Annotated in this window: 23 protein-coding genes; 12 read left to right on the top strand and 11 right to left on the bottom strand. The window is 54.1% G+C overall.

The window, feature by feature from the left end; translation table 11 throughout:
* The first annotated feature begins 92 nt into the window (after window positions 1–92).
* On the top strand, window positions 93–962 hold the full coding sequence (gene robA / locus EoCCA6_RS15365) for an MDR efflux pump AcrAB transcriptional activator RobA (protein ID WP_152083380.1): 870 nt from the start codon (window positions 93–95) through the stop codon (window positions 960–962).
* Here the strand turns inward: robA and gpmB are convergent.
* Window positions 959–1,606 (bottom strand): 2,3-diphosphoglycerate-dependent phosphoglycerate mutase GpmB, encoded by a 648-nt coding sequence (gpmB, locus tag EoCCA6_RS15360; protein WP_152083379.1) that lies wholly within the window; start codon window positions 1,604–1,606, stop codon window positions 959–961. The two genes, robA and gpmB, sit on opposite strands and share 4 nt — an antisense overlap.
* A gap of 49 nt (window positions 1,607–1,655) precedes the next feature.
* Here gpmB and yjjX point away from each other — a divergent pair, with 49 nt between their 5' ends.
* Window positions 1,656–2,180: an inosine/xanthosine triphosphatase gene (yjjX, locus tag EoCCA6_RS15355; protein WP_152083378.1), complete on the top strand. Its 525-nt coding sequence runs from the start codon at window positions 1,656–1,658 to the stop codon at window positions 2,178–2,180.
* Between the two features lie 27 nt (window positions 2,181–2,207).
* On the opposite strand, the gene trpR is transcribed toward yjjX, so the two are convergent.
* A complete protein-coding gene (gene trpR, locus EoCCA6_RS15350; protein WP_152083377.1) occupies window positions 2,208–2,534 on the bottom strand; it encodes a trp operon repressor in 327 nt (108 codons plus the stop codon).
* 55 nt (window positions 2,535–2,589) lie between these two features.
* A complete protein-coding gene (gene sltY, locus EoCCA6_RS15345) occupies window positions 2,590–4,527 on the bottom strand; it encodes a murein transglycosylase (RefSeq protein WP_152083376.1) in 1,938 nt (645 codons plus the stop codon).
* Between the two features lie 227 nt (window positions 4,528–4,754).
* On the opposite strand from sltY, the gene ettA reads away from it, so the two are divergent.
* Entirely contained in the window at window positions 4,755–6,422 is a 1,668-nt protein-coding gene (ettA, locus tag EoCCA6_RS15340; RefSeq protein WP_032649883.1) for an energy-dependent translational throttle protein EttA, read from the top strand.
* 92 nt (window positions 6,423–6,514) lie between these two features.
* Here the strand turns inward: ettA and EoCCA6_RS15335 are convergent, their stop codons facing one another.
* A complete protein-coding gene (locus EoCCA6_RS15335) occupies window positions 6,515–7,414 on the bottom strand; it encodes a LysR family transcriptional regulator (protein WP_152083375.1) in 900 nt (299 codons plus the stop codon).
* Between the two features lie 108 nt (window positions 7,415–7,522).
* Here EoCCA6_RS15335 and EoCCA6_RS15330 point away from each other — a divergent pair, with 108 nt between their 5' ends.
* Complete coding sequence (locus EoCCA6_RS15330) at window positions 7,523–8,524, top strand: zinc-binding alcohol dehydrogenase family protein (RefSeq protein WP_152083374.1); 1,002 nt, start codon at window positions 7,523–7,525, stop codon at window positions 8,522–8,524.
* Window positions 8,525–8,633: 109 nt separating this feature from the next.
* On the opposite strand, the gene nadR is transcribed toward EoCCA6_RS15330, so the two are convergent.
* Genes nadR through serB form a run of 3 tightly spaced genes read right to left on the bottom strand, consistent with a single transcriptional unit; the run spans window position 8,634 to window position 12,298 of the window.
* Window positions 8,634–9,866, bottom strand: a complete 1,233-nt coding sequence (nadR, locus tag EoCCA6_RS15325) for a multifunctional transcriptional regulator/nicotinamide-nucleotide adenylyltransferase/ribosylnicotinamide kinase NadR (RefSeq protein WP_152083373.1) — start codon at window positions 9,864–9,866, stop codon at window positions 8,634–8,636.
* A gap of 35 nt (window positions 9,867–9,901) precedes the next feature.
* Window positions 9,902–11,287: a DNA repair protein RadA gene (radA, locus tag EoCCA6_RS15320; RefSeq protein WP_152083372.1), complete on the bottom strand. Its 1,386-nt coding sequence runs from the start codon at window positions 11,285–11,287 to the stop codon at window positions 9,902–9,904.
* A gap of 42 nt (window positions 11,288–11,329) precedes the next feature.
* On the bottom strand, window positions 11,330–12,298 hold the full coding sequence (gene serB / locus EoCCA6_RS15315) for a phosphoserine phosphatase (protein WP_152083371.1): 969 nt from the start codon (window positions 12,296–12,298) through the stop codon (window positions 11,330–11,332).
* Window positions 12,299–12,415: 117 nt separating this feature from the next.
* On the opposite strand from serB, the gene EoCCA6_RS15310 reads away from it, so the two are divergent.
* From EoCCA6_RS15310 to EoCCA6_RS15275, 8 genes are all read left to right on the top strand, one after another.
* A complete protein-coding gene (locus EoCCA6_RS15310) occupies window positions 12,416–13,060 on the top strand; it encodes a YtjB family periplasmic protein (protein ID WP_152083370.1) in 645 nt (214 codons plus the stop codon).
* Window positions 13,061–13,099: 39 nt separating this feature from the next.
* Window positions 13,100–14,116, top strand: a complete 1,017-nt coding sequence (lplA, locus tag EoCCA6_RS15305) for a lipoate--protein ligase (RefSeq protein WP_152083369.1) — start codon at window positions 13,100–13,102, stop codon at window positions 14,114–14,116.
* A 214-nt stretch (window positions 14,117–14,330) separates the two neighbouring features.
* A complete protein-coding gene (locus tag EoCCA6_RS15300; RefSeq protein WP_152083368.1) occupies window positions 14,331–15,041 on the top strand; it encodes a DUF1120 domain-containing protein in 711 nt (236 codons plus the stop codon).
* 259 nt (window positions 15,042–15,300) lie between these two features.
* A complete protein-coding gene (locus EoCCA6_RS15295) occupies window positions 15,301–16,017 on the top strand; it encodes a DUF1120 domain-containing protein (RefSeq protein ID WP_152083367.1) in 717 nt (238 codons plus the stop codon).
* 77 nt (window positions 16,018–16,094) lie between these two features.
* Window positions 16,095–16,790 carry a fimbria/pilus chaperone family protein gene (locus EoCCA6_RS15290; RefSeq protein WP_152083366.1) on the top strand — a complete coding sequence of 232 codons (696 nt, stop codon included), beginning with the start codon at window positions 16,095–16,097 and terminating at the stop codon, window positions 16,788–16,790.
* Between the two features lie 15 nt (window positions 16,791–16,805).
* Complete coding sequence (locus EoCCA6_RS15285) at window positions 16,806–19,220, top strand: fimbrial biogenesis usher protein (protein WP_152083365.1); 2,415 nt, start codon at window positions 16,806–16,808, stop codon at window positions 19,218–19,220.
* Window positions 19,211–19,786, top strand: a complete 576-nt coding sequence (locus tag EoCCA6_RS15280) for a DUF1120 domain-containing protein (protein ID WP_152083364.1) — start codon at window positions 19,211–19,213, stop codon at window positions 19,784–19,786. Before EoCCA6_RS15285 ends, EoCCA6_RS15280 begins: the two co-directional genes overlap by 10 nt.
* A gap of 115 nt (window positions 19,787–19,901) precedes the next feature.
* Complete coding sequence (locus EoCCA6_RS15275) at window positions 19,902–20,606, top strand: DUF1120 domain-containing protein (protein ID WP_152083363.1); 705 nt, start codon at window positions 19,902–19,904, stop codon at window positions 20,604–20,606.
* A 45-nt stretch (window positions 20,607–20,651) separates the two neighbouring features.
* On the opposite strand, the gene deoD is transcribed toward EoCCA6_RS15275, so the two are convergent.
* The 4 genes from deoD to deoC all read right to left on the bottom strand — a co-directional run bounded on the left by deoD (window position 20,652) and on the right by deoC (window position 24,985).
* A complete protein-coding gene (gene deoD / locus EoCCA6_RS15270; RefSeq protein WP_152083362.1) occupies window positions 20,652–21,371 on the bottom strand; it encodes a purine-nucleoside phosphorylase in 720 nt (239 codons plus the stop codon).
* A 125-nt stretch (window positions 21,372–21,496) separates the two neighbouring features.
* On the bottom strand, window positions 21,497–22,720 hold the full coding sequence (gene deoB, locus EoCCA6_RS15265) for a phosphopentomutase (protein WP_152083361.1): 1,224 nt from the start codon (window positions 22,718–22,720) through the stop codon (window positions 21,497–21,499).
* A 53-nt stretch (window positions 22,721–22,773) separates the two neighbouring features.
* Entirely contained in the window at window positions 22,774–24,096 is a 1,323-nt protein-coding gene (deoA, locus tag EoCCA6_RS15260) for a thymidine phosphorylase (RefSeq protein ID WP_152083360.1), read from the bottom strand.
* 109 nt (window positions 24,097–24,205) lie between these two features.
* On the bottom strand, window positions 24,206–24,985 hold the full coding sequence (gene deoC / locus EoCCA6_RS15255) for a deoxyribose-phosphate aldolase (protein WP_198440042.1): 780 nt from the start codon (window positions 24,983–24,985) through the stop codon (window positions 24,206–24,208).
* Window positions 24,986–25,199: the final 214 nt, after the last annotated feature.

Below are 25,199 nucleotides of genomic sequence, written 5' to 3'. Positions count from 1 at the left end.
CAAAAAAAACACTGAATGCTAAAACATCAAAAAATGCTATTATCCGCTAACCTGTTATCAGGCACCTGCTGTTTTAAGGATGAGGATAGTATATGGATCAGGCTGGAATTATTCGCGACCTGCTAACCTGGCTGGAAGGTCATCTCGATCAGCCTTTGTCACTGGATAATGTGGCGGCAAAAGCAGGCTATTCCAAGTGGCATCTGCAAAGGATGTTCAAAGATGTCACCGGTCATGCTATCGGTGCCTACATTCGCGCGCGTCGTCTGTCAAAATCTGCTGTGGCGTTGCGTCTGACCGCGCGTCCCATTCTGGATATTGCCCTGCAGTACCGTTTCGATTCGCAGCAAACCTTCACCCGTGCCTTTAAGAAACAGTTCTCGTTAACGCCAGCGCTGTATCGCCGCTCGCCCGACTGGAGCTCATATGGTATCCGTCCGCCGCTGCGTTTGGGCGAGTTCGCGATGCCGAAATATGAAATGGTCACCCTGCCGGAAACGCATCTTATCGGGACGACGCAGAGTTATTCCTGCTCGCTGGAGCAAATTTCCGAGTTTCGTCATCAAATGCGCGTTCAGTTCTGGCGTGATTTTCTCAGCCATGCACCAGCGATCCCACCTTTGCTGTATGGCCTGAACGAAACGCATCCGAGCCACGAAAAAGACGATGAGCAGGAGGTGTTCTACACCACCGCGCTCACGCCAGACATGGCGAATGGCTATATTCAGGGCTCGAAACCGGTCGTGCTGGAAGGCGGCGAATACGTGATGTTTTCGTATGAAGGGCTGGGGACGGGCGTTCAGGAATTTATCCTGACCGTTTACGGAACCTGCATGCCAATGCTGAATCTGAATCGCCGTAAAGGTCAGGATATTGAGCGCTACTACCCGGCAAGCGATGCAAAACCGGAAGAAGGCCCAATCAATCTGCGGATGGAATTGTTAATTCCGGTACGTCGTTAACGCTGCAGTTCATCCAGCGCAGGGGCATCAAGATGCGAAATGTCCCCTGCCATCTCCACCACCCACCCAGACGCCAGCCACGCGCTTTCCTGATAATCGATACGGGAAATTGAGCAGTTGCGCAGACGCAAGCGACGCTCAGCATAAGCCGGTAATCCCAGAATGGTGCTTACCAGGCAACCCAGCGCGATACCGTGGCTCACCAGCAGCGGACGGCTACCGGCCGGGAGCTTCAGACACTCGGCCAGCGCAGCATGCATACGCACGCTTAACTCCTGCATGGATTCACCTTCAGGAATGCGGCCATCTTCTGTACCGTTCACCAGCGTGCGACGCCAGCCTTCTTCCGTTTCCGTCAGCGTGTCGATGTGGCGTTTTTCCAGCACACCCATATCCAGTTCGCGCAGGCGCGGTTCGAGGATCACGTCGCAGCCACAGGCGTCGGCGATGATGCGCGCCGTCTGCTGTGTACGACCTAAATCACTGGAGATGACGTGCGTGATGCCCAGCGTTCTGGCGCGTTCCGCCACCTGCCACGCTTGCTGCACGCCCTTTTCGGTAAGAGGACTGTCTGACTGGCCTTGAATACGTCGCTCGGCGTTCCACTGCGTTTCACCGTGGCGAACAAGGTATACCTGTAACATGCTTTTTTTCCGTTATACTGCGATGAGTTTTTTTGAATCGAGCTTAATTATGCACCATGTTGTCTCTGCTACCACTAATCCTGCCAAAATTCAGGCAATTCTAAGGGCATTTGAAGAGATCTTCGGCGAAGGATCGTGCCATATTGACGCCATCGGCGTCGAGAGTGGCGTTCCTGAACAACCGTTTGGCAGTGAGGAAACGCGCACTGGCGCACGAAATCGCGTGGTGAATGCCAGAGCGGCTGCGCCAGATGCTGACTTTTGGGTAGCCATTGAAGCGGGAATCGACGAAGGCGCGACCTTTAGCTGGGTCGTTATCGAGAGTCGCGAGCAGCGCGGTGAAGCTCGCTCGGCCACGCTGCCGCTGCCGGAGATCATCCTGAACAAAGTCCGTGCGGGTAAAGCACTCGGGCCGGTGATGTCGCAGTACACCGGCATTGATGCGATTGGCCGTAAAGAAGGGGCGATTGGTGTCTTTACCGCAGGCAAGCTGACGCGCTCTGGCGTCTACCACCAGGCGGTTATCCTGGCGTTAAGCCCGTTCCATAACGCGATTTACGGTGAGTCATTGTAATTTGTAGGCCTGATAAGCGTAGCGCCATCAGGCATTTTTCAGCAATACCGCTTCCAGCCACTGGCGCAGCTCAACCGGCGCAGACTTCAGGCTGTTCGAGCCGCGGGTAATGGTTGCGATCCCCGCGCCCAGCTCGTTTTTCAGCTCACGCTGGCTCATCTCACCGCGCAGAAGCTCTTCAATGATCCGCACGCGCGTGCCCAGCGCTTCACGCTCATCGGGCGTCAGCATCAGTTGCAAAAGCGGTAAATGCAGATCCTGTTCATAGGACTGGCGGAGCAGCTCCACAAAACGAAGCCACTCCTGATTGCGTTGTTCGGCCATTGCCGAGGAATACGGGGAATGCTGGGTCATGTCATGCTGCCTCTTGTACTCATTAGCGAGTACAGCATAACACAACCCGCGCCGATCAGTAACGTCTCTGCCACTCCGCATCACTCATCAGGGTATCTTTCTGCCCCATGAAGTAGCGATAGTAGGCATCATACGCCAGCACGTTCTTCACATAGCCGCGCGTTTCCGAAAACGGAATGCTCTCGACAAACGCCACCGCGTCGATGCGTCCGGCGCTGTTGCCAAGCCAGGTGCGCACGCGACCAGGCCCTGCGTTATACGCTGCCGACGCGAAGATGCGGTTATTGCCGAACTGCTGATAAACATACTGCAGGTAGCTGGTGCCAATGTTGATGTTGGTGTCCGGGTCCAGAAGCTGCGAAGGGCTGCTGTAACCAGGAATATTAAACATCTTCACCGTGTGCGTCGCCGTACCCGGCATAATTTGCATCAGACCGCTGGCCCCCACCGGTGAACGCACTTTCGGGTTCCAGGCACTCTCCTGGCGGGCAATCGCCATGGCGTAGCTTTGCGGGATATCTTTGCCGCGGGTATAGCGTCCGAAGAGATCGTTGTAAGCCAGCGGGAAACGCTCCTCAAGGTGATCCCACAGCTTACCGGCGATCGTCGCCTGCACGCTCAGATCCCACCAGTGGTTATCAAACGCGTAGCGGGCAAGCTGGGCTTTCTCGTCAGTGGTGCGGCTGGTGACCAGATTGGCCCACTCGCTGCGCGCAGTATTATCCAGGTTCCAGTACATCAGCTCGCGCACGCGCGCCATTTCGGGCCCCTGCGTCAGCGCCGGGCTAGCGTTGGCTGGCGCTTTGTCGATCTTCAGAGTGTACTCCTCACCCAGCCGTTGCGCTGCTGCCATCGGGTAGAACCCACGCTGCTGCATCAGCGAATGGAGGATCTCTTTCGCTTCATCCTCGCGTCCCCGCTCCATCAGCAGATCGGCCTGCCAGTAGCGCCATTCATCTTTCTCTTTGGCATCCATTGGCAGGCGCGCAAGCCAGGTATTCAGCCCACGACGATCGCCCGTACCGAGTGCCATACGCACGCGACGTTCCACCAGCGAAGTCGAGTTTGAACGCATAATTGCATCGTCACGCCAGCGGGCCTGTTCGTCGGTCACATCCGTGCCCATCAGCCGCCACGCCACAATATCGCGCAGTTCCTGAGTTTGATCGTCATTGAGCTGCTGCGCCTGCACCAGCTGCGGGATCATCAGCCGTGCGTTTTCCACATCGTCACGCGCCACGCTGGAGAAGGCGACTGCCGCCATCTGGCGGGTGAAATCGGTAGCGCCCGTGGAGCGGGCAAAGGTCAGCACGGTATTCGGATCGTTAGCCAGCTGGATAACGGCCGTTGAGATGGTCTGATAATCCGGCGGCATTTGCCCCGCCAGCACGGTGACCAGCCGCGTATTCCCGGCCTTCATCGCCAGACGAATACGTTCAAGGTAGGCCAGCGGATCTTGCTTGCCGGACGCGCGCCATGCGCCAAAGAGCGGATCACAGGCATTGGGTTGGCTTTTGCCCGTCAGCCACAGATCTTTCGCTCCCGCCCAGGCTTCATCCTGCTGACCGGTAGCCCATTTTGCATAGTAGTAATTACACTGCGCCTCGGTGGTGCCCGGTTTTTCCGGACTGAAGGCCAACAGGCCGCGCCAGTCTTCGCGGCGCGCCAGCTCATTCACAAAACGAGACTGCAGGGTTCGCGCTGGCGGCAGGGTCGGGTTCGCCTGAATAAAATGATTAACAGTGACCGTCGGCTGGTTCATCAGATCGTCGGTTATCTGGCGATACTCCAGATACGGATACAGTGGATAGTCCTTCAGCGTCGGCATCAGCGCCTGCACGGTATCCATCTGCTTGTTGTCCCACGCCTGCTTGATTTGCGCGTAGCGGTTACGTTGTTCGTCCAGTGAATCAGCACGCGCCGCCTGGCTTACCGCCATCACGCATACGCTGGCAGCCAGCAGACGCCAGACCACCCGTTTGGCTTTTTCCACAAGCTCTTCCTCATTGTTTTTTCGTCAATTGCAGCGTCTTGCCACGTCAAAGTCTAATCAACTTATGCTAACCAGGCATCCGGCAACGCGCCACGTCATGGACACTTTTTTACCTTTCTTGCGCGTTTTAACACTCCCGACGTTCCTGGCTGGGATTAGGGCAGGAAAAAGGCTACACTTCGGGGCTGTTAACTATTTTCATCACGATAAAAGAGGCGAAGTCCAACGTGGCTCAATTCGTTTATACCATGCATCGTGTCGGCAAAGTGGTTCCGCCGAAACGTCATATTCTTAAAAATATCTCGCTGAGCTTCTTCCCTGGCGCAAAAATCGGTGTTCTGGGTCTCAACGGTGCCGGTAAGTCCACCCTGCTGCGCATCATGGCCGGCATCGATACAGACATCGAAGGTGAAGCCCGTCCGCAGCCTGGCATCAAAATTGGTTACCTGCCGCAGGAACCGCAGCTGAACCCGGAACACACCGTGCGTGAGTCCGTCGAAGAAGCGGTTTCTGAAGTGGTTAACGCGCTGAAAGGTCTGGATGAAGTGTATGCCAAATACGCCGAGCCGGACGCGGACTTCGACAAACTGGCCGCTCAGCAAGGCAAATATGAAGAGATTATCCAGGCACACGACGGTCACAACCTGAACGTGCAGCTGGAGCGCGCGGCTGACGCCCTGCGTCTGCCAGACTGGGATGCGAAAATCGCAAACCTCTCCGGTGGTGAACGCCGTCGCGTGGCGCTGTGCCGTCTGCTGCTGGAAAAACCAGACATGCTGCTGCTCGACGAACCGACTAACCACCTGGATGCAGAATCCGTGGCCTGGCTGGAACGCTTCCTGCACGACTTCGAAGGCACCGTGGTGGCAATCACCCACGACCGTTACTTCCTCGACAACGTCGCTGGCTGGATACTGGAGCTAGACCGCGGTGAAGGGATTCCGTGGGAAGGTAACTACTCTTCCTGGCTGGAGCAGAAAGATCAGCGTCTGGCGCAGGAAGCCTCTCAGGAAGCGGCGCGTCGTAAGTCGATTGAGAAAGAGCTGGAGTGGGTTCGTCAGGGTGCAAAAGGCCGTCAGTCTAAGGGTAAAGCCCGTCTGGCACGCTTCGAAGAGCTGAACAATACCGAATACCAGAAACGTAACGAAACCAACGAACTGTTTATTCCGCCTGGAGCACGTCTGGGGGATAAAGTGGTTGAAGTCAGCAACCTGCGTAAGTCTTACGGCGACCGCCTGCTGATCGACGACCTGACCTTCTCCGTACCGAAAGGTGCCATCGTCGGCATCATCGGCCCGAACGGCGCGGGTAAATCCACTCTGTTCCGCATGATGTCCGGCCAGGAACAGCCTGACAGCGGCTCTATCACCCTGGGTGAAACCGTGAAGCTGGCCTCCGTTGACCAGTTCCGCGACGCGATGGATAACAGCAAAACCGTGTGGGAAGAAGTCTCCGGCGGTCTGGATATCATGCGTATCGGCAACACCGAGATGCCAAGCCGTGCTTACGTTGGCCGCTTTAACTTCAAAGGCACCGACCAGGGCAAACGCGTGGGCGAGCTGTCCGGCGGTGAGCGTGGTCGTCTGCACCTGGCGAAACTGCTGCAGGTTGGCGGTAACGTTCTGCTGCTCGATGAACCTACCAACGACCTCGACATCGAAACCCTGCGCGCACTGGAAAACGCCCTGCTGGAATTCCCAGGCTGCGCAATGGTTATCTCGCACGACCGCTGGTTCCTTGACCGTATCGCGACCCACATTCTGGACTACCAGGACGAAGGTAAAGTGGAGTTCTTCGAAGGTAACTTCACCGAATACGAAGAGTACAAGAAACGCACGCTGGGCGCAGACGCGCTGGAGCCGAAGCGTATTAAGTACAAGCGCATAGCAAAATAAGTGCCTGAGTGCCGGGTGGCGGCTTCGCCTTACCCGGCCTACGGTACTGCGCTGTTTGTAGGCCGGGTAAGCGTAAGCGCCACCCGGCTTTCTTATTTGCCCACGTAATACCGCTTCACCTCATCAAACTGCATGGCAAACTCGATATAGCTCATCAGCGCAGGCGAGTTCAACTTGCGGCTCGGGTAAGCCAGCCAGAGATCGTTTCCCTCAACATTCCACTCCGGCAGCACTTGCACCAGCGTCCCCTTTTCAATCTTATCTTCCAGCAGGAATGCAGGTAACAACGTAATACCGGCTCCGGCAATCGCACACTCACGGGCGTACACCAGGTTATCCGTCAGATGGGCGTTATCCGGCAGATAGCGGTAATCCCCGCTGTCACTTTGCAGCAGCCACTCTGACCAGGCTTTGTGGGTAATGCAGCGGTGCTCTACCAGCTGACGAGGATGCGTCAGCGGCGCTCTGCGCGCGAGGTAGTCCGGCGAGGCCAGCATGTAGCGCGGGCAGTGGCCGATCATGCGGCCAATCAGCGAGGAGTCCTGCGGCTTGCCGGTGCGCAGGGCCACGTCAAAACCGGATTCGACCAGATCCAGCACGTCGTCAGAAATTGAGACATCAAGCGAAACATCCGGATAACGATGCTGAAATTCCGCATTCAGGTGCGCCAGTAGCGTCGCGCCAATCCCTGCCGGACAGGTGATACGAAGCCGTCCACTGGGATTGTCACGCAGGCGTTGAATGGCGTACTCCGCCCGTTCGCTAGCCGCCAGCATCTCCCGGCAGTGCACCAGATAATGTTCACCTGCAAAGGTCAGATTGAGCCTGCGCGTGGTGCGATTGAGCAACCGTAGCCCCACCTGCTGCTCAAGCTGGCTGATACGCTGGCTGACGCTGGATTTCGGCAAATCGGCCTTCTGCGCAGCCGCGGTAAAGCTGCCCATCTCCGCCACCAGCGCAAACAGCGCCATATCCTGAAGCTGTTTAAACATGATTGTTCATCCTGTACGAACACTTTGTTCCTGATTGTCCATCTTATCATGCAGCTGACCACTTAATAGACTAGCCTCAACAAAACGCATTCCATTGAGGAGCACCCTATGTCAGTTAAAGCCATTGCCGTTAACCCTGCTGATCCCGTCACTTTTGTTGAAATCACTCAGCCGATGCCACAGCCTGGCGAGCACGATCTGCTGGTGGAGGTGAAAGCCGTCTCTGTTAATCCGGTAGATACCAAAGTACACGCCGGGCTCGCCAGAAACGGGCTGAAAGATCCGCGCATTCTCGGCTGGGATGCCAGCGGTATTGTCAAAGCCACTGGAGCCAGCGTGACCGGATTCAACGCGGGGGATGAAGTGTGGTACGCGGGCGATATCACCCGTCCTGGCAGCAATGCCACACACCAGTTGATTGATGCCCGCATCGTCGGACATAAACCCGCAAACCTCGGCTGGGCCGCCGCTGCTGCATTGCCATTAACGGCGCTTACCGCCTGGGAAGGGTTGTTTGAACGGCTGAACATTCAGAATGCCGGATCGGACAACACGCTGCTGATCATCGGCGGTGCGGGTGGGGTGGGATCGCTGGCGATCCCGTTTGCGAAGCACAACAGTCAGGTGAAAGTGATCGCCACCGCATCGCGGGAAGATTCTGCTCAGTGGTGTCGCGATCGCGGTGCGGATCTGGTGGTGAACTACCGCGATCTGAAGGGTGAACTGGCAAAACAGGGGATCGCCGTTGTGGATTATATCTTCATCCTCAACGACACAGACGGCCACTGGGATGCCGTCAGCGAGCTAATCGCACCACAGGGGCATATCTGCACTATCGTTGAGAATGAGCATCCGCTGGATCAAAGCAAGCTGAAATCCAAATCTGCCGCGCTGCACTGGGAGTTTATGTTCACCCGCAGCATGTACCAGACTGCTGACATGACGCGTCAGGGGGAGATTTTAAATGAAGTGGCAAAGCTGGTGGAAAATGGCGTGGTGGAAAGCTCGCTTAGCGAAACGCTGTACGGGCTGAGCGTGGAAAACATTACTGAAGCGCACCGTAAGGTGCTGGAAGGGCATATGCGCGGGAAAGTAGTGGTTGAGTATTGAGGTTTTATCCCCTCACCCCGGCCCTCTCCCCAAAGGGGCGAGGGTGAAAAGACAGCTCCGTGCAATCCCCTCTCCCCTCTGGGGAGAGGGTTAGGGTGAGGGGTAAGAATTACCCCTGCTCCCCCATCATCTCCTTCACCAGCTCGACGCAGCGCAGGAAACGGGAGTCGTAATCCGACTCCTCCACATGCACGAACTCAACGTTATTCTCGTTAAGCATCTCCACCAGCATGGTCTGGAACTCTTTCCTGTCCACCGAACTGCCGAGGCTGCGCATCCCATCGGCTACCCACGGCGTGTTGTTTTCCAGCAGGATCACCAGGTCGAAGCGGTATTCGTCAATCAGCGCCTGCACAAACGGATGTTCGCGTCCTTCGTACTTTTTACAGAACGCCTGAGTGGTGACGAAATCGGTGTCAATAAACGCCACCTTGTTGGCATATTTCACCGCAAAATCAATGTACTGGGCATGGCCGAGGGCGATTTTATCGTAATCGGAATACTGCAACGCCATCTCATCGCCGCCGAGATGCGAGAAGACATAATCGCGTCCGTACTCCCACGCGCTGGTGGTATTGAAGATATTTGCCAGCTTGTTGACGAGGGTTGATTTGCCGCTCGACTCACCGCCCAGAATCGCCACCGTGCGCACAAAGAACGGCTTTACTTCAGTGGGGATGTAATCCCAGTAGCGGAACGGGTTTTCGCGGATCTGCGCCCCGCTGATGTTCATGAAGGTGCGTTTCGGATCGATCAGCACCGTCTCGATGCCCAGATGCTCGCGGAACTGCGGCGCATCGGACTCTTCGGAGGTGTAGATCCAGTTCGGGGTAATGCCCTTCTCTTCCATAAAGGCTTTGACGCCGTTGCTCCATACATCCCAGCCGTGCGGATACGGTTCCATCCCCTCTTCGTTAAAGGCATGAATACGAATGTTTTTCTGATATTTAAACGTCTGAAGCAGCCAGCGCAGACGGTCCGGCACCGTAGGTTGCTGCGACATGGCGCTGTCTTCAAACAGCTGGCGGTCACGGGTTTCATCGTAACCCATGATGATGTGCAACTCGTCGACCTGGCTACAGGCGCGCTGGATCAGATAGATGTGCCCGGTATGCAACGGATAAAACTTGCCGAACACCACGCCGATGTTCTTTTGCATACGCGGGAATTCAAGCCCCAGAAAGCGGTGTAATGCTTCCAGCTTCTGCGCGCTGGGGCTTTTGATTTTGGCGTTCAGCAGTTGGCTAAGGTAGCCTTTGGTCATACCGCTGGCGTCCGCTACCTGCTGCAGCGTGCAGCCTTTCTGGCGGATTGCGGTTTTGATGTAGTCAAATGATGACATAAATTACGGTGCCTCCTGCAAAATCGAATACGTAATTATAAGTCGTCAAAGACATTTAACGCATCTGCGAGTTTCTTCACGCCAAAAACCTGCATCCCTTCCGGAATTTTTTTCGGCACGTTGGCAGCAGGCACAATCGCGCGACGGAAGCCGTGCTTTGCCGCTTCGGAGATACGCTCCTGGCCGCTTGGCACCGGACGGATCTCCCCGGCCAGCCCAACCTCGCCAAAGACCACCAGATCCTGCGGCAACGGTCGGTCACGCAGGCTGGAGACCATCGCCAGCAGCAGCGCCAGGTCCGCACTGGTTTCCGAAACTTTAACGCCACCGACCACGTTGACGAAGACATCCTGATCCGCCATTTGCAGGCCGCCATGACGGTGCAGCACCGCCAGCAGGATCGCCAGACGGTTCTGTTCCAGACCTACCGCCACGCGCCGCGGGTTGCCCATCATCGAGTGATCGACCAGCGCCTGAATTTCGACAAGCAGCGGACGCGTTCCTTCCCACAGCACCATCACCGAGCTGCCGGAAGTGACTTCATCACCCCGGCTCAGGAAGATGGCCGACGGGTTGCTGACTTCGCGTAGCCCCTGCTCGGTCATGGCAAATACGCCCAGTTCGTTCACCGCGCCAAAACGGTTTTTGTGGCTGCGAAGGGTGCGGAAGCGGGAATCTGCATCGCCGTCGAGCATCACGGAACAGTCGATACAGTGTTCGAGCACTTTCGGCCCCGCCAGCGAACCGTCTTTGGTGACGTGGCCAACCATCACAATCGCCACGCCGCGCGTTTTGGCGAAGCGCGTCAGGTAGGCCGCCGTTTCACGTACCTGCGCCACGCTGCCCGGCGACGACTGGATATCCGCCATATGCATCACCTGGATGGAGTCGATGACCATCAGCTTCGGCTGCTCTTCTTCCGCAATCATGCAGATCTGCTCGATGCTGGTTTCCGAAAGCATATTCAGGTTACCGGTCGGCAGGCCAAGACGGTGAGCACGCATCGCCACCTGCTGCAGAGACTCTTCCCCCGTGACGTACAGGGTTTTCATCTGTTCGGCGAGCTTACACAGCGTTTGCAGGAGTAAGGTAGATTTACCCGCTCCAGGGTTACCGCCGATCAAAATCGCGCTGCCTGGCACGACACCACCGCCGAGCACGCGGTCAAACTCTTTGAATCCGGTAGAGAAGCGCGGCAGTTCTTCCAGACTGATATCCGAGAGCTTTTGCACTTTCGCCACACCGGCATTGCCTGCATAGCCGCTGAGACGTTCATTGCGCGCCACGCTCGGCGAAGCCGCCACACCACGCACTTCAGTGATGGTGTTCCAGGCATGGCAGGCGCTACACTGGCCCTGCCAGCGCGGATAATCCGCACCACATTCATTACAGACAAATGCGCGTTTTGGAGCTTTCGCCACGGTTTACCTCGTTATTTCAGTGCGGCCTGCAATCGCATACCGTTATTTCTGGTTCACGCTGCCAGAGAGAATGCAGAACACCCCCATCAGATCAGCATGACGGATAGTCACTTCCGTCTTTTCATTTACTTTTGGCTTGGCGTGGTAAGCAATACCGAGGCCCGCCGCTTTGATCATCGGCAGATCGTTAGCACCGTCGCCGATCGCCACCGTCTGCTCAGCAGGAATGTCATATTTTTCCGCCAGACGTGTCAGCGTGTTGGCTTTGTACTGCGCATCCACGATGTCGCCGAGCACCTGCCCGGTCAGTTTGCCGTCCCTGATTTCCAGCTCATTGGCGACTACCGTCGTCAGACGCAGCTTATCGCGCAGATAGTCCGCGAAGAAAGTAAACCCGCCCGACGCAATCGCCACTTTCCAGCCCAGCGTTTCCAGCTTAAGCACCAGCTGCGTTAACCCTGGCATCAACGGTAATTCGTCCCGGACCTGGCGCAGAATGTTCGCATCGGCACCTTTCAGGGTCGCCACGCGCTGTCTCAGGCTGGCGGTAAAGTCCAGCTCGCCGCGCATCGCGCGTTCAGTCACTTCTGCCACCAGCTCACCGCTGCCCGCCAGTTTAGCGAGTTCATCAATACACTCGATCTGGATGGCAGTAGAGTCCATATCCATCACCAGCAGCCCTGGCGTTTTCAGATGAGGTATTTTGCCGAGCGGCGCAACGTCCAGCCCGGCGTCATGCGCCAGGCGCGTCGCACGCTGCGTCAGAGAACCGGCCAGGCGAATGACCTGATAATCTTCCACGCACCAGGCCGCGACGATAACCATCGCCGCCCCCAGTTTGGTTTGATACTGGGTGAGGCGTTGCTTATCCAGGCCACGTCCGTACAGCAGCCAGCCACTACGGCCAGCGTGGTAATCCAGAGGCATCACCTCATCACCACTTAAAGAGAGCGGCAGTCCTGGCCATAAAGAGACATCGTCAGGCAGGTCGCACCAGGTAATGTTCGGCATTGAAGCTCCTGTGAATTCGTTCGCGCCGGAAGGTTGCAGAGGGAAAATAACGCATGAGGCTACCCTGTAACCATCACTTCTGGCAACATTAAGCCGTAAATTTTCAACAGGTGGAATATGGCTCGCGCAAAACTGAAATTCCGGCTTCATCGCGCCGTGATTGTCCTGATCTGTCTCGCACTCCTCGTGGTGCTGATGCAGGGGGCATCGTGGTTTAGCCAGAATCATCAACGGCAACGCAACCCACAATTTGAAGAACTGGCCCGCACGCTGGCGCGCCAGGTCACGCTCAACGTTGCGCCGTCCATGCGTACCGAAACACCGGATGATAAGCGGATAGCCCAGGTTTTACGCCAGCTAACGGAGAATAGCCGTATTCTGGACGCCGGTGTCTACGACGAACAGGGCGACCTGGTAGCCCGTGCAGGCGAGCATGTCGACGTGCGCGACAGGCTGGCGCTGGATGGGAAAAAAGCCGGAGGATATTTCAACCAGCAGATCGTCGAACCCATTCAGGGCAAAAATGGCCCACTGGGTTATCTGCGCCTGACGCTCGATACCCATACACTGCCAACCGAAGCCAAACAGGTAGATAACACCACCAATATTCTGCGCCTGATGCTGCTACTCTCACTGGCTATCGGCGTTGTACTGGCGCGCACCCTGCTACAGGGCAAGCGTACCCGCTGGCAGCAGTCACCTTTCCTGCTGACCGCCAGTAAGTCGATTCCCGAAGAGGAAGAGAGCGAGAAGAAAGATTAATGATAAAGTAGGCAGATGATTCGGAAAAGGAACTCTGCCATGACGACGTTACGCCTGCTTATCTCTGACTCTTACGATCCCTGGTTTAATCTCGCGGTGGAAGAGTGCATCTTCCGCCAGATGCCCGCTACCCAGCGCGTCCTGTTTCTCTGGCGCAACGCCGATACTGTCGTTATTGGACGCGCGCAAAACCCGTGGAAAGAGTGCAACACGCGGCGCATGGAAGAGGACAATGTCCGTCTTGCACGCCGAAGCAGCGGCGGCGGCGCGGTGTTCCACGATCTCGGCAATACCTGCTTTACCTTTATGGCGGGTAAACCGGAATACGACAAAACCATCTCTACCTCCATTGTGCTCCATGCGCTTAACTCTCTCGGCGTGACGGCTGAAGCCTCCGGGCGCAACGATCTGGTGGTGAAAACCGACGAGGGAGACCGTAAAGTGTCCGGCTCCGCCTACCGTGAAACCCTGGATCGCGGGTTCCATCACGGCACGCTGCTCCTGAACGCCGATTTGAGCCGTCTTGCGAACTACCTGAATCCTGATAAGAAAAAGCTGCAGGCCAAAGGCATCACCTCCGTGCGCGGTCGCGTGGCGAATCTGGTGGAATTGCTGCCGGGCATAACTCACGCGCAAATTTGCGACGCGATCCGCGAGGCATTCTTTGAGCATTACGGCGAGCGCGTGGAAGCGGAAGTGATTTCCCCGGATAAGACCCCGGACCTGCCAAACTTCGCTGAAACCTTTGCCCGCCAGAGCAGTTGGGAATGGAATTTCGGCCAGGCTCCGGCCTTTTCGCACCTGCTGGACGAGCGTTTTACCTGGGGCGGCGTGGAACTGCATTTTGACGTAGAAAAAGGTCATATTTCCCGTACGCAGGTGTTTACGGACAGCCTGAATCCGGCCCCGTTAGAGGCGCTGGCGGCACGCCTGCAGGGCTGTTTATATCGGGCGGATATGCTACAGCAGGAGTGTGATGCATTAATCGGTGATTTCCCGGAACAGGAAAATGAATTACGGGAATTGTCGGCGTGGATTGCCAAAGCCGTTCGATAATTTACGACCGTGGGTTGCATTTTTTGTCTTGCCCTCAATGGTTGTAAATACATTCGCATATGTATTTACAACCATTAACAACACTTAACATCAAGATTAGAATTCCTAATTATCTAAATGAGTCCTACCCTCAATAGAATCTCCTCGCTTGTTAGTTGACAAGTTAATTACCTATATAAAAATCCAATCCTTATTTTTCTGTAAAGGAATAACAATGAAAAAAGTGATCCTTGCTGCGGCTATCGCAGTGGCGACTTCTGCGGCCTGTGCTGACTCTTCTGTGGTAATGAAAGTTCAGGGGAAGATGAATAATGCATCCTGTACTCCTGAATTAAGTAACGGCGGTTCTATTAATTTCGGAACTATTGCATTAGACCAACTTTCTCCCACTCAGACTAACCAGATGGGTCAGAAAGATATGTCTCTGACAATTCGTTGCCCGTCGCCAACAAAAGTCGCATGGAGTATTGCCGATAATAAAGAAGACTCTAATGCCGCAGCCCATCTCTCCTCCAGCGAGTTTTATATTCGTGATGCAATGGATAACGGCAACGATGCCTGGGGAGCAGGAACGACGTATGGTGTAGGTAAAACCGATGCGGGTGAAAATATTGGCGCGTATGCGATCAGTACACGTATAAATGAAGTAACAGCAAACGGAATGCCCGCTCAGGTTATTTATGCCCCCGCTTACACAAATGCGAAAGGTGAATATATGTGGCGTAACCTTAGCACGGGTGTCATTGCTAATGGAAATGCCGAAATTGAAACCGCGACAACGCCAGGGAAAATGTCACCACTGGCAGTGACAAACGTTGTATATCCATTTAAAGTCTCTCTGGCTATTGTTAATACTAACCGCCTGACGACAACTGACGAAGCGCAACTCAGTGGTGAAACCACAATAACGCTCATTTATCTTTAATGAACGAAACACAATAGTGTCTCTTTTCACGGCGGGAATATCCCGCCATTTTTATTCCATCACGACTTATACATACGCGAATGTTTATTCATGACATAACAAATTCTCAAACACTTCGTAAGAAAAACTAACTAATTAATTACGGGTTTCATTACTAGAATCTACGCCGCTTGTAATTCAAGTCGTTACCCAATAACAAGCGATATGAAGGTTATAAATATCTTCTGTTACTTAATATTTCTATGGTTAAGGAATAACAATGAAAAAACTTCTTCTTGCCACCGCGTTATCTCTGGCGGCAACGGCAGTATGTGCAGAACCTACCGCAATGCTGAAAGTCCACGGCACGCTGACCAGCGCAGGATGTGTGCCTGAGCTGAGCAACGGCGGTATGGCTGATTTTGGTGAAATTGGTCTGAACTCACTCTCCTCTGCCGTGCCTTATCAGGCGGGCCACAAGGATGTCACACTGACCATCAACTGCCAGTCACCAACTCGCGTGGGCTGGAATATCACCGACGATCGCGCGGATTCCAACGCAGGTGGAAGCCTGACCTCGACGGAATTCTGGATTGAAAATGGCACGACAGATGGTCAGAAAGCCACCGGCCGTAAGTCACTGAACGGCGTAGGTAAAACCAGCGCAGGTGAAAATATCGGTGCGTACGCGGTATCCACTTACCTGAGTGCTATCACTGCAAATGGCGCGGCGGCACAGCCAATCGCCTCATCACTGTACAAAGGTGGCACCATCAGCAAGTCAAGCTGGCAGAACATGTGGGCTAACGGCATGCTCAAAAGCGATGGTTCGGACGTTCTGACCGTTTCTAAAACGGGCGAGCGTTCTCCGCTGGCGTTCACCAGCGCTGTCTTCCCACTGAAAATTGCTCTGGCCGTTGCGCCAAGCAAAACCTTAACGCTGACAGACAAAACCGAACTTGACGGTCAGTCCACTATCACGCTGGTTTATCTCTAAGCGCGAATAGCCATTCAAAACTCTCTATGTAAATAGAGAGTTTTGTTTTCATTCTCTTCTGAAGAAAAATCATATCTATGAACCTGAAAGTTGCGCTTTTCTTGCCTTCCCTTGTCGTTGCCCTGCCGTCGACACTGTTTGCCGCAGGCATGGTGCCAGAAACCACATTATTAATGATTGATGAAGCCAATCACGGCGGCATCATGAACGTTAAAAACACCGATAATATCCCAACCCTTCTCTATACCTCGATCAAGGATGTGGAAGGTGACGAAGGCGTGAAACTTAATGTCACTCAACCCGTTGTGCGCCTTGAGCCCGGCCAGGAACAACAGGTTCGTTTTATCCTTGAAAGCAAGGAACCGCTCACCGTTGAGCATTACAAACGTGTCGTATTTGAAGGGATACCTCCCAAATCCAGTGACAAAAATGTGAAAGTTGGGATCAACCTCCGCCAGGACTTACCGGTATTAATTCATCCGAAAAATCTTCCTGTCGTCACCGATGCATGGAAATTATTGACCTGGTCCGTTACGGATAATCATATTCAGGTCCGTAATACATCCGCTTATGTGGTACGTTTTTCGACCGCAGTAACGTTACTTCCCTCTCATCAAGCCGGATTACTGAATAAAACCTTTATTCTGCCTGGCGAAACAATGGCTGTGCAGACCCAATCGCCTTTGAGCAATACGGATAATGCGGTCGAATTCAGCCCAGCCAGCCGCTATGGCATTGAAGTCGACAATTTTACCGCCTCCCTTACGCATTAATTTCGGGAAACACTGGTGATTACGTCCTCTTTTCGCCCTCGAACATACCGGGTAGCGCTTGTTGCGGTAGCCTTGCTGCATGCGCAGGCGTTGCTCGCCGCTGACGTTGATTTCAACACCGATATTCTGGCGACGCGGGGCATCAGTAAAAACCTGGCGCATTATTTTTCAGAAGAACAACGCTACCTGCCGGGATCTCACGCGGTACAGGTGAAAATTAACGGTGTTGATAAAGGCACGCTGGCTATTCGTATTGGCGAAAACGGCCAGCTTTGTGCTGATGATGATTTCACCCATGCGGTAGGGCTTCTGCCCCTGAGTATCAGTTCCAGCGAGAAGTGTCACGATTTGCTGAAAGATTATCCTTCAGCAACGATTACTTTGCTGCCGAACACAGAATCACTGGAATTGTTTGTCCCTGCAGAAGCCATGGATAACGGCTTTTATGCGGCACAGTATTACTCGCACGGTGGCTTTGCCGGACTGATTAACTACAACGCATTCAGTAATTACAACGAATATGGTAGCGGAGGCAACAGCACATTCTCCCAGGGAAACATTGGTGCGGGCCTCAATCTTGCAAACTGGACGCTGCGCAGTAATTACATTTTAACCGATGATAACGGAACCCGAAGCGCTGAAAATCTTTATACCTATGCGGAACACGTTTTTGAAGAACGTAAACTTCGGGCGCAGGTTGGCCAGATAAATGTCAGTTCTTCCCTCTTCGGCGGGAGCCAAATTACGGGTCTGCAGTTTCTGCCTGAAACCGGGTTACAACCCGATATCCCTGCGACCAGTGTTTCAGGTATTGCGCGAACCAACCAGGCACGTGTCGAGGTTCGACAGTCGGGCCAGGTTATCTATTCGTCATTGGTTAATGCGGGTCCATTCACGTTAACTGATGTTCCCGTTGTACGCAGTAATATCGATTTGGATGTCAATGTCGTTGAAACCGATGGTTCAACCACACGCTTCACCGTTCCCTCTTCCGCGCTGAATATTAACGGCTTATCGCGTGTTGAAGGTTTAAGTTTTTCCGTGGGGCAGGTCCGTGATAGCGGAGAGGAAGCGCGTTCTCCCTGGGTGGTGAATCTGTCAAATGGCTCACGCATCGGCACGCGCGTTTCAGCCACCACCGCAGGCGTTGTGGCTGAAAAATACCAGGCGGCAGGGGCTATGCTGGAGTGGCTTATTAACGAAAACTGGCAAGTTTCTCCCGGCATTATGATGAGCAATGCCCGTTATCACGGCCAGCAACAGGGAAATAAGGCCGAACTGCAAAGCAACATTATGCTTCCCGCGCAGCTGTCATTAAGCCTGAGTGCATCTCATTATACCGGTGGCTATCGCGAAATGACGGAAGCCATGGACCCGGATTCACAATCTTACCAGAATTCCTGGAACGCCAGCCTCAACTGGAATAATGACATTATAGGGTCAGTATCGGTGCAATACAGCGCCGATTCCGGGGATGAGAACGGCGGTGGCTCGCGCTACCTGATGGCATCCTGGAGCAAAACGCTGGGGCATGCCTCTCTGTCGTTAAACTGGCAGCATGCGCTGAGCAGTGATGATTCTGAATATAACAGCCAGAATGATGGTGATACGTTTTATGCCAGCTTAATTATTCCCTTCGGCACAGAACGTATCAGCACGTATATGCGCAGCCAGGGTGATAAACGAAATTATGGCATCCAGGACAGCGGGAATATTGGGCAAAGCATCAACTACAATCTCTCTGCCGATCGCGAAAGCGAAAGTCGAAGCTACTCCTTCAATGGGAATATCAGCTCTAACCTGCATTATACGCAGTTAGGCCTGGCGGCTGGTCAAAGCGATGACGATCAACACAACTACAGCGCCTCTTTAAACGGTGGCGTTGCGTTACATCCTCATGGGATCACTTTTACGCCTTACCCGATTAAGGACACCTTCGGTATTGCGCGGTTGAGCGAGCCTGAAAGCGGAATTGAGATCAACACGCCGGATGGTACTGTCTGGACAGATGCCTGGGGTCAGGCCGTCGTACCTGGATTAAGGGAGTGGCAGAAATCACAGATTGTTATCAATACCAGTTCTTTACCACAAGGAATGGATTTGTCTAATGGTATCCAGACGATTAACGCGGCATACGGATCGTTTGCACAAATTGATTTCCATGTACTGAATACCCGTCGGGTCATGCTGGAGGTGAAAAAAGGTGATGGTTCCTGGCTCACCCGAGGTCTGAGCATTGTTGATAAAGAGAGCAATTATATTGTCAGCGTTATGGATAACGGCAGCGTATTTATTCCCGATGCGACGGGCACGCCAGAGCTGTTTGTTGTCGATGACAATATGACAAAAATATGCCAAATCCATTATTCCCTGAGTGACGAGAAAAACAAAGACGCCTATTACGAAAACGCAAAAGGATTATGCCAGTGAGTAAATTGCACAAAAAACTGCTTCATACATTGACGTGTTTGACATTGCTCTTTTCAGCGCAAGCGATTTGCGAGGAGTGTCATGTGGCATTTTCCCAGCCGAATGTCTCTTTTGGAAAATTCAGGCAGGACGATATTGTCGCTTCGCAAAAAAACTGGCAGCGAATGCCCGCAAAAGACGTTATGGTCAATGTGTATTGCCCTAAGCCCGTAGTCATGGCCCTTTTTGTCCAGGCGGCATCCGGCCCCGGTGGAGCCGTATTGTTTGGTGATGAAAGCCGGCTGGTAATAAGCGCCTACAATATGGTCATTGATGGTCACTCTCACAACCTTTCAAAAACGACCGATCAGGCTAATTTAGCTTATGCTGATAATCCCGCAGCAAAAATACTTTTGAAAAATAACGAAGGTGTAATTGCGCGAGAGAATATGAACTATGTTCGTGGAAAAAACATGAGTTTCACGATCAAACTCATTCCTGTTATTAATAATAGCCAACTGCGACATACCAGTGACATCACGGAACTGGAAAGCCATTTGTCATGGGTGTTATTAACGAAGGAATAAATAATTCACCGTCTCGGGTTTATCACTCGGGTGAATAGTTAGAAGAAAAACAGGCATCTGAACTGTGAAAGCAGGTCACGATTGCGCTTAATTATATCTATGTTAAGGAATAACTATGAAAAAAAGTTTGATTGTCGCCGCTCTGGCAATGGCGGCAACAGCAGCCCATGCTGGTGACAGTGCGGTGTTGAAAGTCAAAGCGACACTAAGCAGTGCCTCTTGCGTTCCTGAACTGAGCAATAACGGTGTTATTGATTTCGGTACCATTAAAGTGGGGGAGCTTTCTCAAACCCAGACAACACAGTTGGGTGAAAAAGGGCTCACGCTGACGATCAATTGCCCGACACCAACAAAAGTGGGCTGGAGTATTGCGGATAACCGCACGGATTCCAACGCCAGCACTGGCAGCAGTTCAAACCTGAAAGTGGCGCACGCTACGTCAAACGGTGGCGAGCTGCGCGGTAGCATGTCTACATTTGGCCTGGGCAAAACGCATGATGGTAAGAACATTGGTGCTTATTCAATCTATACCAGCACAGGTGAAGTAACCGCGAATGGTGCAACAGTTGAGCCGATCCGTACTGCGGTGACGGCAGGTTCTGGCATGAGCCGCTGGCAGAAAGCCAATGGCGGCACTATCGCCAATAAAGACCTGGGACTGATGAGCGTAGCACCAGCAGGAAAAACCGACCCGATGTCAGTATACAGCGTCTCTTTCCCGCTGAACGTCTCGCTGGCCGTTGAAAGCCTGAAAAAGCTGTCTTTGACGGAAGATACGGAATTTGATGGTCAGGCGACCATTAGCGTGGTGTACCTGTAAGGTGAAAAAATGCCGGGCAGCGAACGCCGCCCGGCATTGACAACATTACTCTTTATCGCCCAGCAGAACGGATTCCAGCGCGATTTTGATCATGTCGTTGAAGGTGGTCTGACGCTCAGCAGCAGAGGTTTGCTCATGCGTACGGATATGATCAGACACAGTGCAGATGGTCAGCGCTTTCGCACCAAACTCCGCCGCCACGCCGTAGATACCGGCCGCTTCCATTTCAACGCCCAGAATGCCGTATTTCTCCATCACGTCGAACATTTCGCCGTCCGGGGAATAGAACAGATCGGCGGAGAAGATGTTCCCCACGCGCGCGTCAACGCCCAGCGCTTTTGCGGCGTCAACCGCGTTACGCACCATGCCGAAGTCTGCAATCGCCGCGAAGTCATGATCTTTAAAACGCATGCGGTTGACTTTGGAATCGGTGCAGGCACCCATGCCGATAACCACGTCACGCAGTTTAACGTCCATGCGCACCGCGCCGCAGGAGCCAACGCGGATGATTTTCTTCACACCGAAATCGGTGATCAGCTCTTTGGTATAAATAGAGCAGGATGGGATGCCCATGCCGTGACCCATTACGGAGATTTTGCGGCCCTTGTAGGTACCCGTGAAGCCCAGCATGCCGCGAACGTTGTTCACTTCACGCACGTCTTCCAGGAAGGTTTCTGCAATGTGCTTCGCACGCAGCGGGTCGCCCGGCATCAAGACGACGTCAGCGAAATCACCCATTTCTGCATTAATGTGAGGAGTTGCCATCTTCAGTTCCTTTTACATTGTTGTTTTTGCCGGGTGGCGGCTGCGCCTAACCCGGCCTACATACTGTTCTCCCTCTCCCTGTGGGAGAGGGCTGGGGTGAGGGCATCAGGCCGCACCCAATCCGTTTAGAACATAGCCTTGCCATATTCCATGTCAGACGTACCAAAATATTTCGCAATCGTCTGGCCGATATCCGCGAAAGTTTCACGGTGACCGAGCGAACCTGGTTTCACTTTCGGGCCATACACCAGCACCGGAATATGCTCACGGGTGTGGTCAGTACCGGTCCAGGTCGGATCACAGCCGTGGTCCGCGGTCAGGATCAGAATGTCATCTTCACCCACCAGCTCCATCAGCTCCGGCAGACGGCGGTCGAACAGTTCAAGACCGGCAGCATAGCCTGCAACGTCACGACGGTGACCCCAGGAGGAGTCGAAGTCCACGAAGTTGGTGAAGACAATAGTCTTGTCACCCGCTTCTTTCATCTCTTTGATGGTGGCGTCGAACAGCGCATCCAGACCGGTGGCTTTCACTTTTTTGGTGATACCGCAGTTCGCGTAGATATCCGCGATTTTACCCACGGAAACCACGTGACCGCCTTTCTCGTCGACCAGTTTCTGCAGCACGGTTGGTGCCGGTGGCTCAACGGCCAGGTCGTGACGGTTACCGGTACGCTGGAAGTTACCCGCTTTGTCGCCGATAAACGGACGTGCGATCACGCGACCGATGTTGTAGCCGCCTTCGGTCAGCTCTTCACGGGCGATTTCGCACAGCTCGTAGAGTTTATCCAGGCCGTAGGTCTCTTCGTGGCAGGCAATCTGGAACACGGAGTCAGCAGAGGTGTAGAAAATCGGCTTGCCGGTTTTCATGTGTTCTTCGCCAAGCTGATCCAGAATCACTGTACCGGAAGAGTGGCAGTTGCCAAGATAGCCCGGCAGGTTGGCACGCTTAACCAGCTTATCGAGCAGTTCCTGCGGGAAGCTGTTCTCGTGATCGGAGAAGTAGCCCCAGTCGAAGAGAACCGGCACACCGGCGATTTCCCAGTGTCCAGACGGCGTATCTTTACCGGAAGAGAGCTCATGCGCCCAGGCGTAGGCACCCACGACTTCCGCGTTGCCATCCATACCGGCTGCGATTTTACCGGTAGAACCTTCGTGTGCTTTCACCAGACCCAGACGGGTCAGGTTTGGCAGGGTCAGAGGGCCTTTACGACCGTTGTCCGCTTCGCCTTTCGCACAGGCTTCCGCGATGTGGCCCATGGTATCGGAACCCACGTCACCAAAACGTTCTGCATCTTCGGTTGCGCCGATGCCGAATGAGTCCAGCACCATAATAAATGCACGTTTCATAATTGTTCTCCGTACGTAGTGCTTCAAAAAATAGCGATCAGATCAGTATACCGTTATTCGGTGATACGACGATAGACCGTAGGTGTGCTTTCCGGTGCTTTATCGTCAAGCGTGATTGCCGCTTTCACTGCTTTCGCCGCGTCCTGCCAGCTGGCTTCGTCTTTGGCGTGGATCACCGCCAGCGGACGTTGGCCGTCAACGCTGTCGCCCAGACGGGCCATATCAGTGAAGCCGACGCTGTAATCAATGGTGTCCGATGCCTGACGACGTCCGCCGCCCATCGATACCACCGCCATACCGAGCGCACGGGTATCCATTCCCGACACAAAGCCTTCCGTATCCGCATAAACCGCTTTGCTGAGCGTCGCGGTTGGCAGATATTTGGCGTAGTTTTCTACGAAATCGGTCGGGCCTTTCTGCGCCGCAACCATACGGCCAAAGATCTCTGCTGCTTTGCCATTGTCCAGCACCGCCTGCAGTTTCGCACGGGCGTCTGCGTCGTCTTTGGCGAGCTTGCCGGAGATCAGCATTTCCACGCACAGCGCCATTGTCACATCAAGCAGACGCGGATTACGGTATTCACCCGTCAGGAACTGCACGGCTTCACGCACTTCAACGGCGTTACCGGCGCTGGAGGCCAGAACCTGGTTCATATCCGTCAGCAGCGCGGTGGTGCGCACGCCTGCGCCATTGGAGACGCCCACGATCGCTTCAGCCAACGCAGCAGAAAGTTCATAGGTTGGCATAAACGCGCCGCTGCCCACCTTCACGTCCATCACCAGCGCGTCCAGTCCTTCTGCCAGTTTTTTGGCAAGGATAGAAGCGGTGATCAGCGGGATGGAGTCTACGGTTGCGGTAATATCGCGCGTCGCGTAGAAACGCTTGTCTGCCGGAGCAAGAGAGCTGGTCTGGCCGATAATCGCCACACCAACGTCTTTAATAATGTCGCGGAAGCGGTTGTCATCCGGGAAGATATCGAAGCCCGGAATGGCTTCCAGTTTGTCGAGCGTGCCGCCAGTATGGCCCAGGCCGCGCCCGGAGATCATCGGGATGTAACCACCGCAGGCCGCCACCATTGGGCCAAGCATCAGGGAGGTCACGTCACCCACGCCGCCGGTGGAGTGCTTATCCACAATCGGGCCGTTGAGGTTGAGGCTCTTCCAGTCGAGGACGGTTCCTGAATCTCGCATCGCCATGGTCAGCGATACCCGCTCAGGCATCGACATATCGTGGAAGAAAATGGTCATCGCCAGAGCCGCAATCTGCCCTTCAGAGACGGTGTTGTCACGAATGCCGTTGATAAAGAAGCGGATCTCTTCGTCGCTTAATGCATGACCATCACGTTTTTTACGAATAATTTCTTGTGCGAGAAACACGGAAACCTCCATGCGGAATCGGGGGAATTGTGGCGGGTGGCGCTACGCTTACCCGCCCTACGATCCTGTAGGCCGGATAAGCGAAGCGTCATCCGGCGTTGTCTGGCAATCAGTAGCTGCTTGCGCTCTTACCGTCGCCGTGACCCAGCGCTTTCAGCAGGCTTGCCAGCAGGCTGGATGCGCCGAAACGGTAGTGACGGGAATCCGCCCAGTCTGCGCCGAACAGTTCATCCGCAATCGCCAGGAACTGCTGCGCGTCTTCAGCCGTACGCACACCGCCCGCAGGCTTGAAGCCAACAGTTTTAGACACGCCCATATCACGGATCACTTCCATCATGATGCGTGCGCTTTCTGGCGTGGCGTTGACCGGCACTTTACCGGTAGACGTTTTGATGAAATCCGCACCGGCGTTGATGGAGATTTCAGACGCTTTACGAATCAACGCCTCTTCTTTCAGCTCGCCGGTTTCGATGATCACTTTCAGCAGCACGTTTGCCGCCGCGCACGCGTCTTTACAGGCTTTCACCAGGTCAAAACCGACCTGCTCGTTGCCCGCGATCAGCGCGCGGTACGGGAACACCACGTCAACTTCGTCAGCGCCGTAGGCAATCGCCGCGCGGGTTTCCGCCAGCGCAATCTCGATGTCGTCGTTGCCATGCGGGAAGTTAGTCACGGTTGCAATGCGCACGTCCGGCGTGCCCTGCTCTTTCAGCGTCTTACGGGCAATCGGGATAAAGCGCGGGTAGATACAGATGGCTGCGGTGTTACCGACGGGCGTTTTCGCCTGATGGCACAGGGCGATGACTTTCTCATTAGTGTCGTCATCGTTCAGGGTGGTCAGGTCCATCAGTTTCAACGCGCGCAGGCTGCTTGCAGTTAAATCGGTCATAACATTCTCCAACGGCAGTGCCGTATCAATTTTACCTTGCGGGTCTGTGAGTATTCTAACATTCACCCGCATCTACACTTCGACATTCATCACAGTTAATGAAAACTTCGTACAAATTTGCATTACTGTAATGAGATCTGACTCAAATTTTTATTCGCTAACTGCTGGCTAAAGCAGCGATACACCGTGTCGGATCAAAAGCCTCAACAGAACG

Origin of the sequence: Enterobacter oligotrophicus (assembly GCF_009176645.1) — a bacterium.
Lineage (GTDB): Bacteria > Pseudomonadota > Gammaproteobacteria > Enterobacterales > Enterobacteriaceae > Enterobacter > Enterobacter oligotrophicus.
The sequence above is the reverse complement of the archived record's forward strand: the minus strand, read 5'-3'. Positions and strand labels throughout refer to the sequence as shown.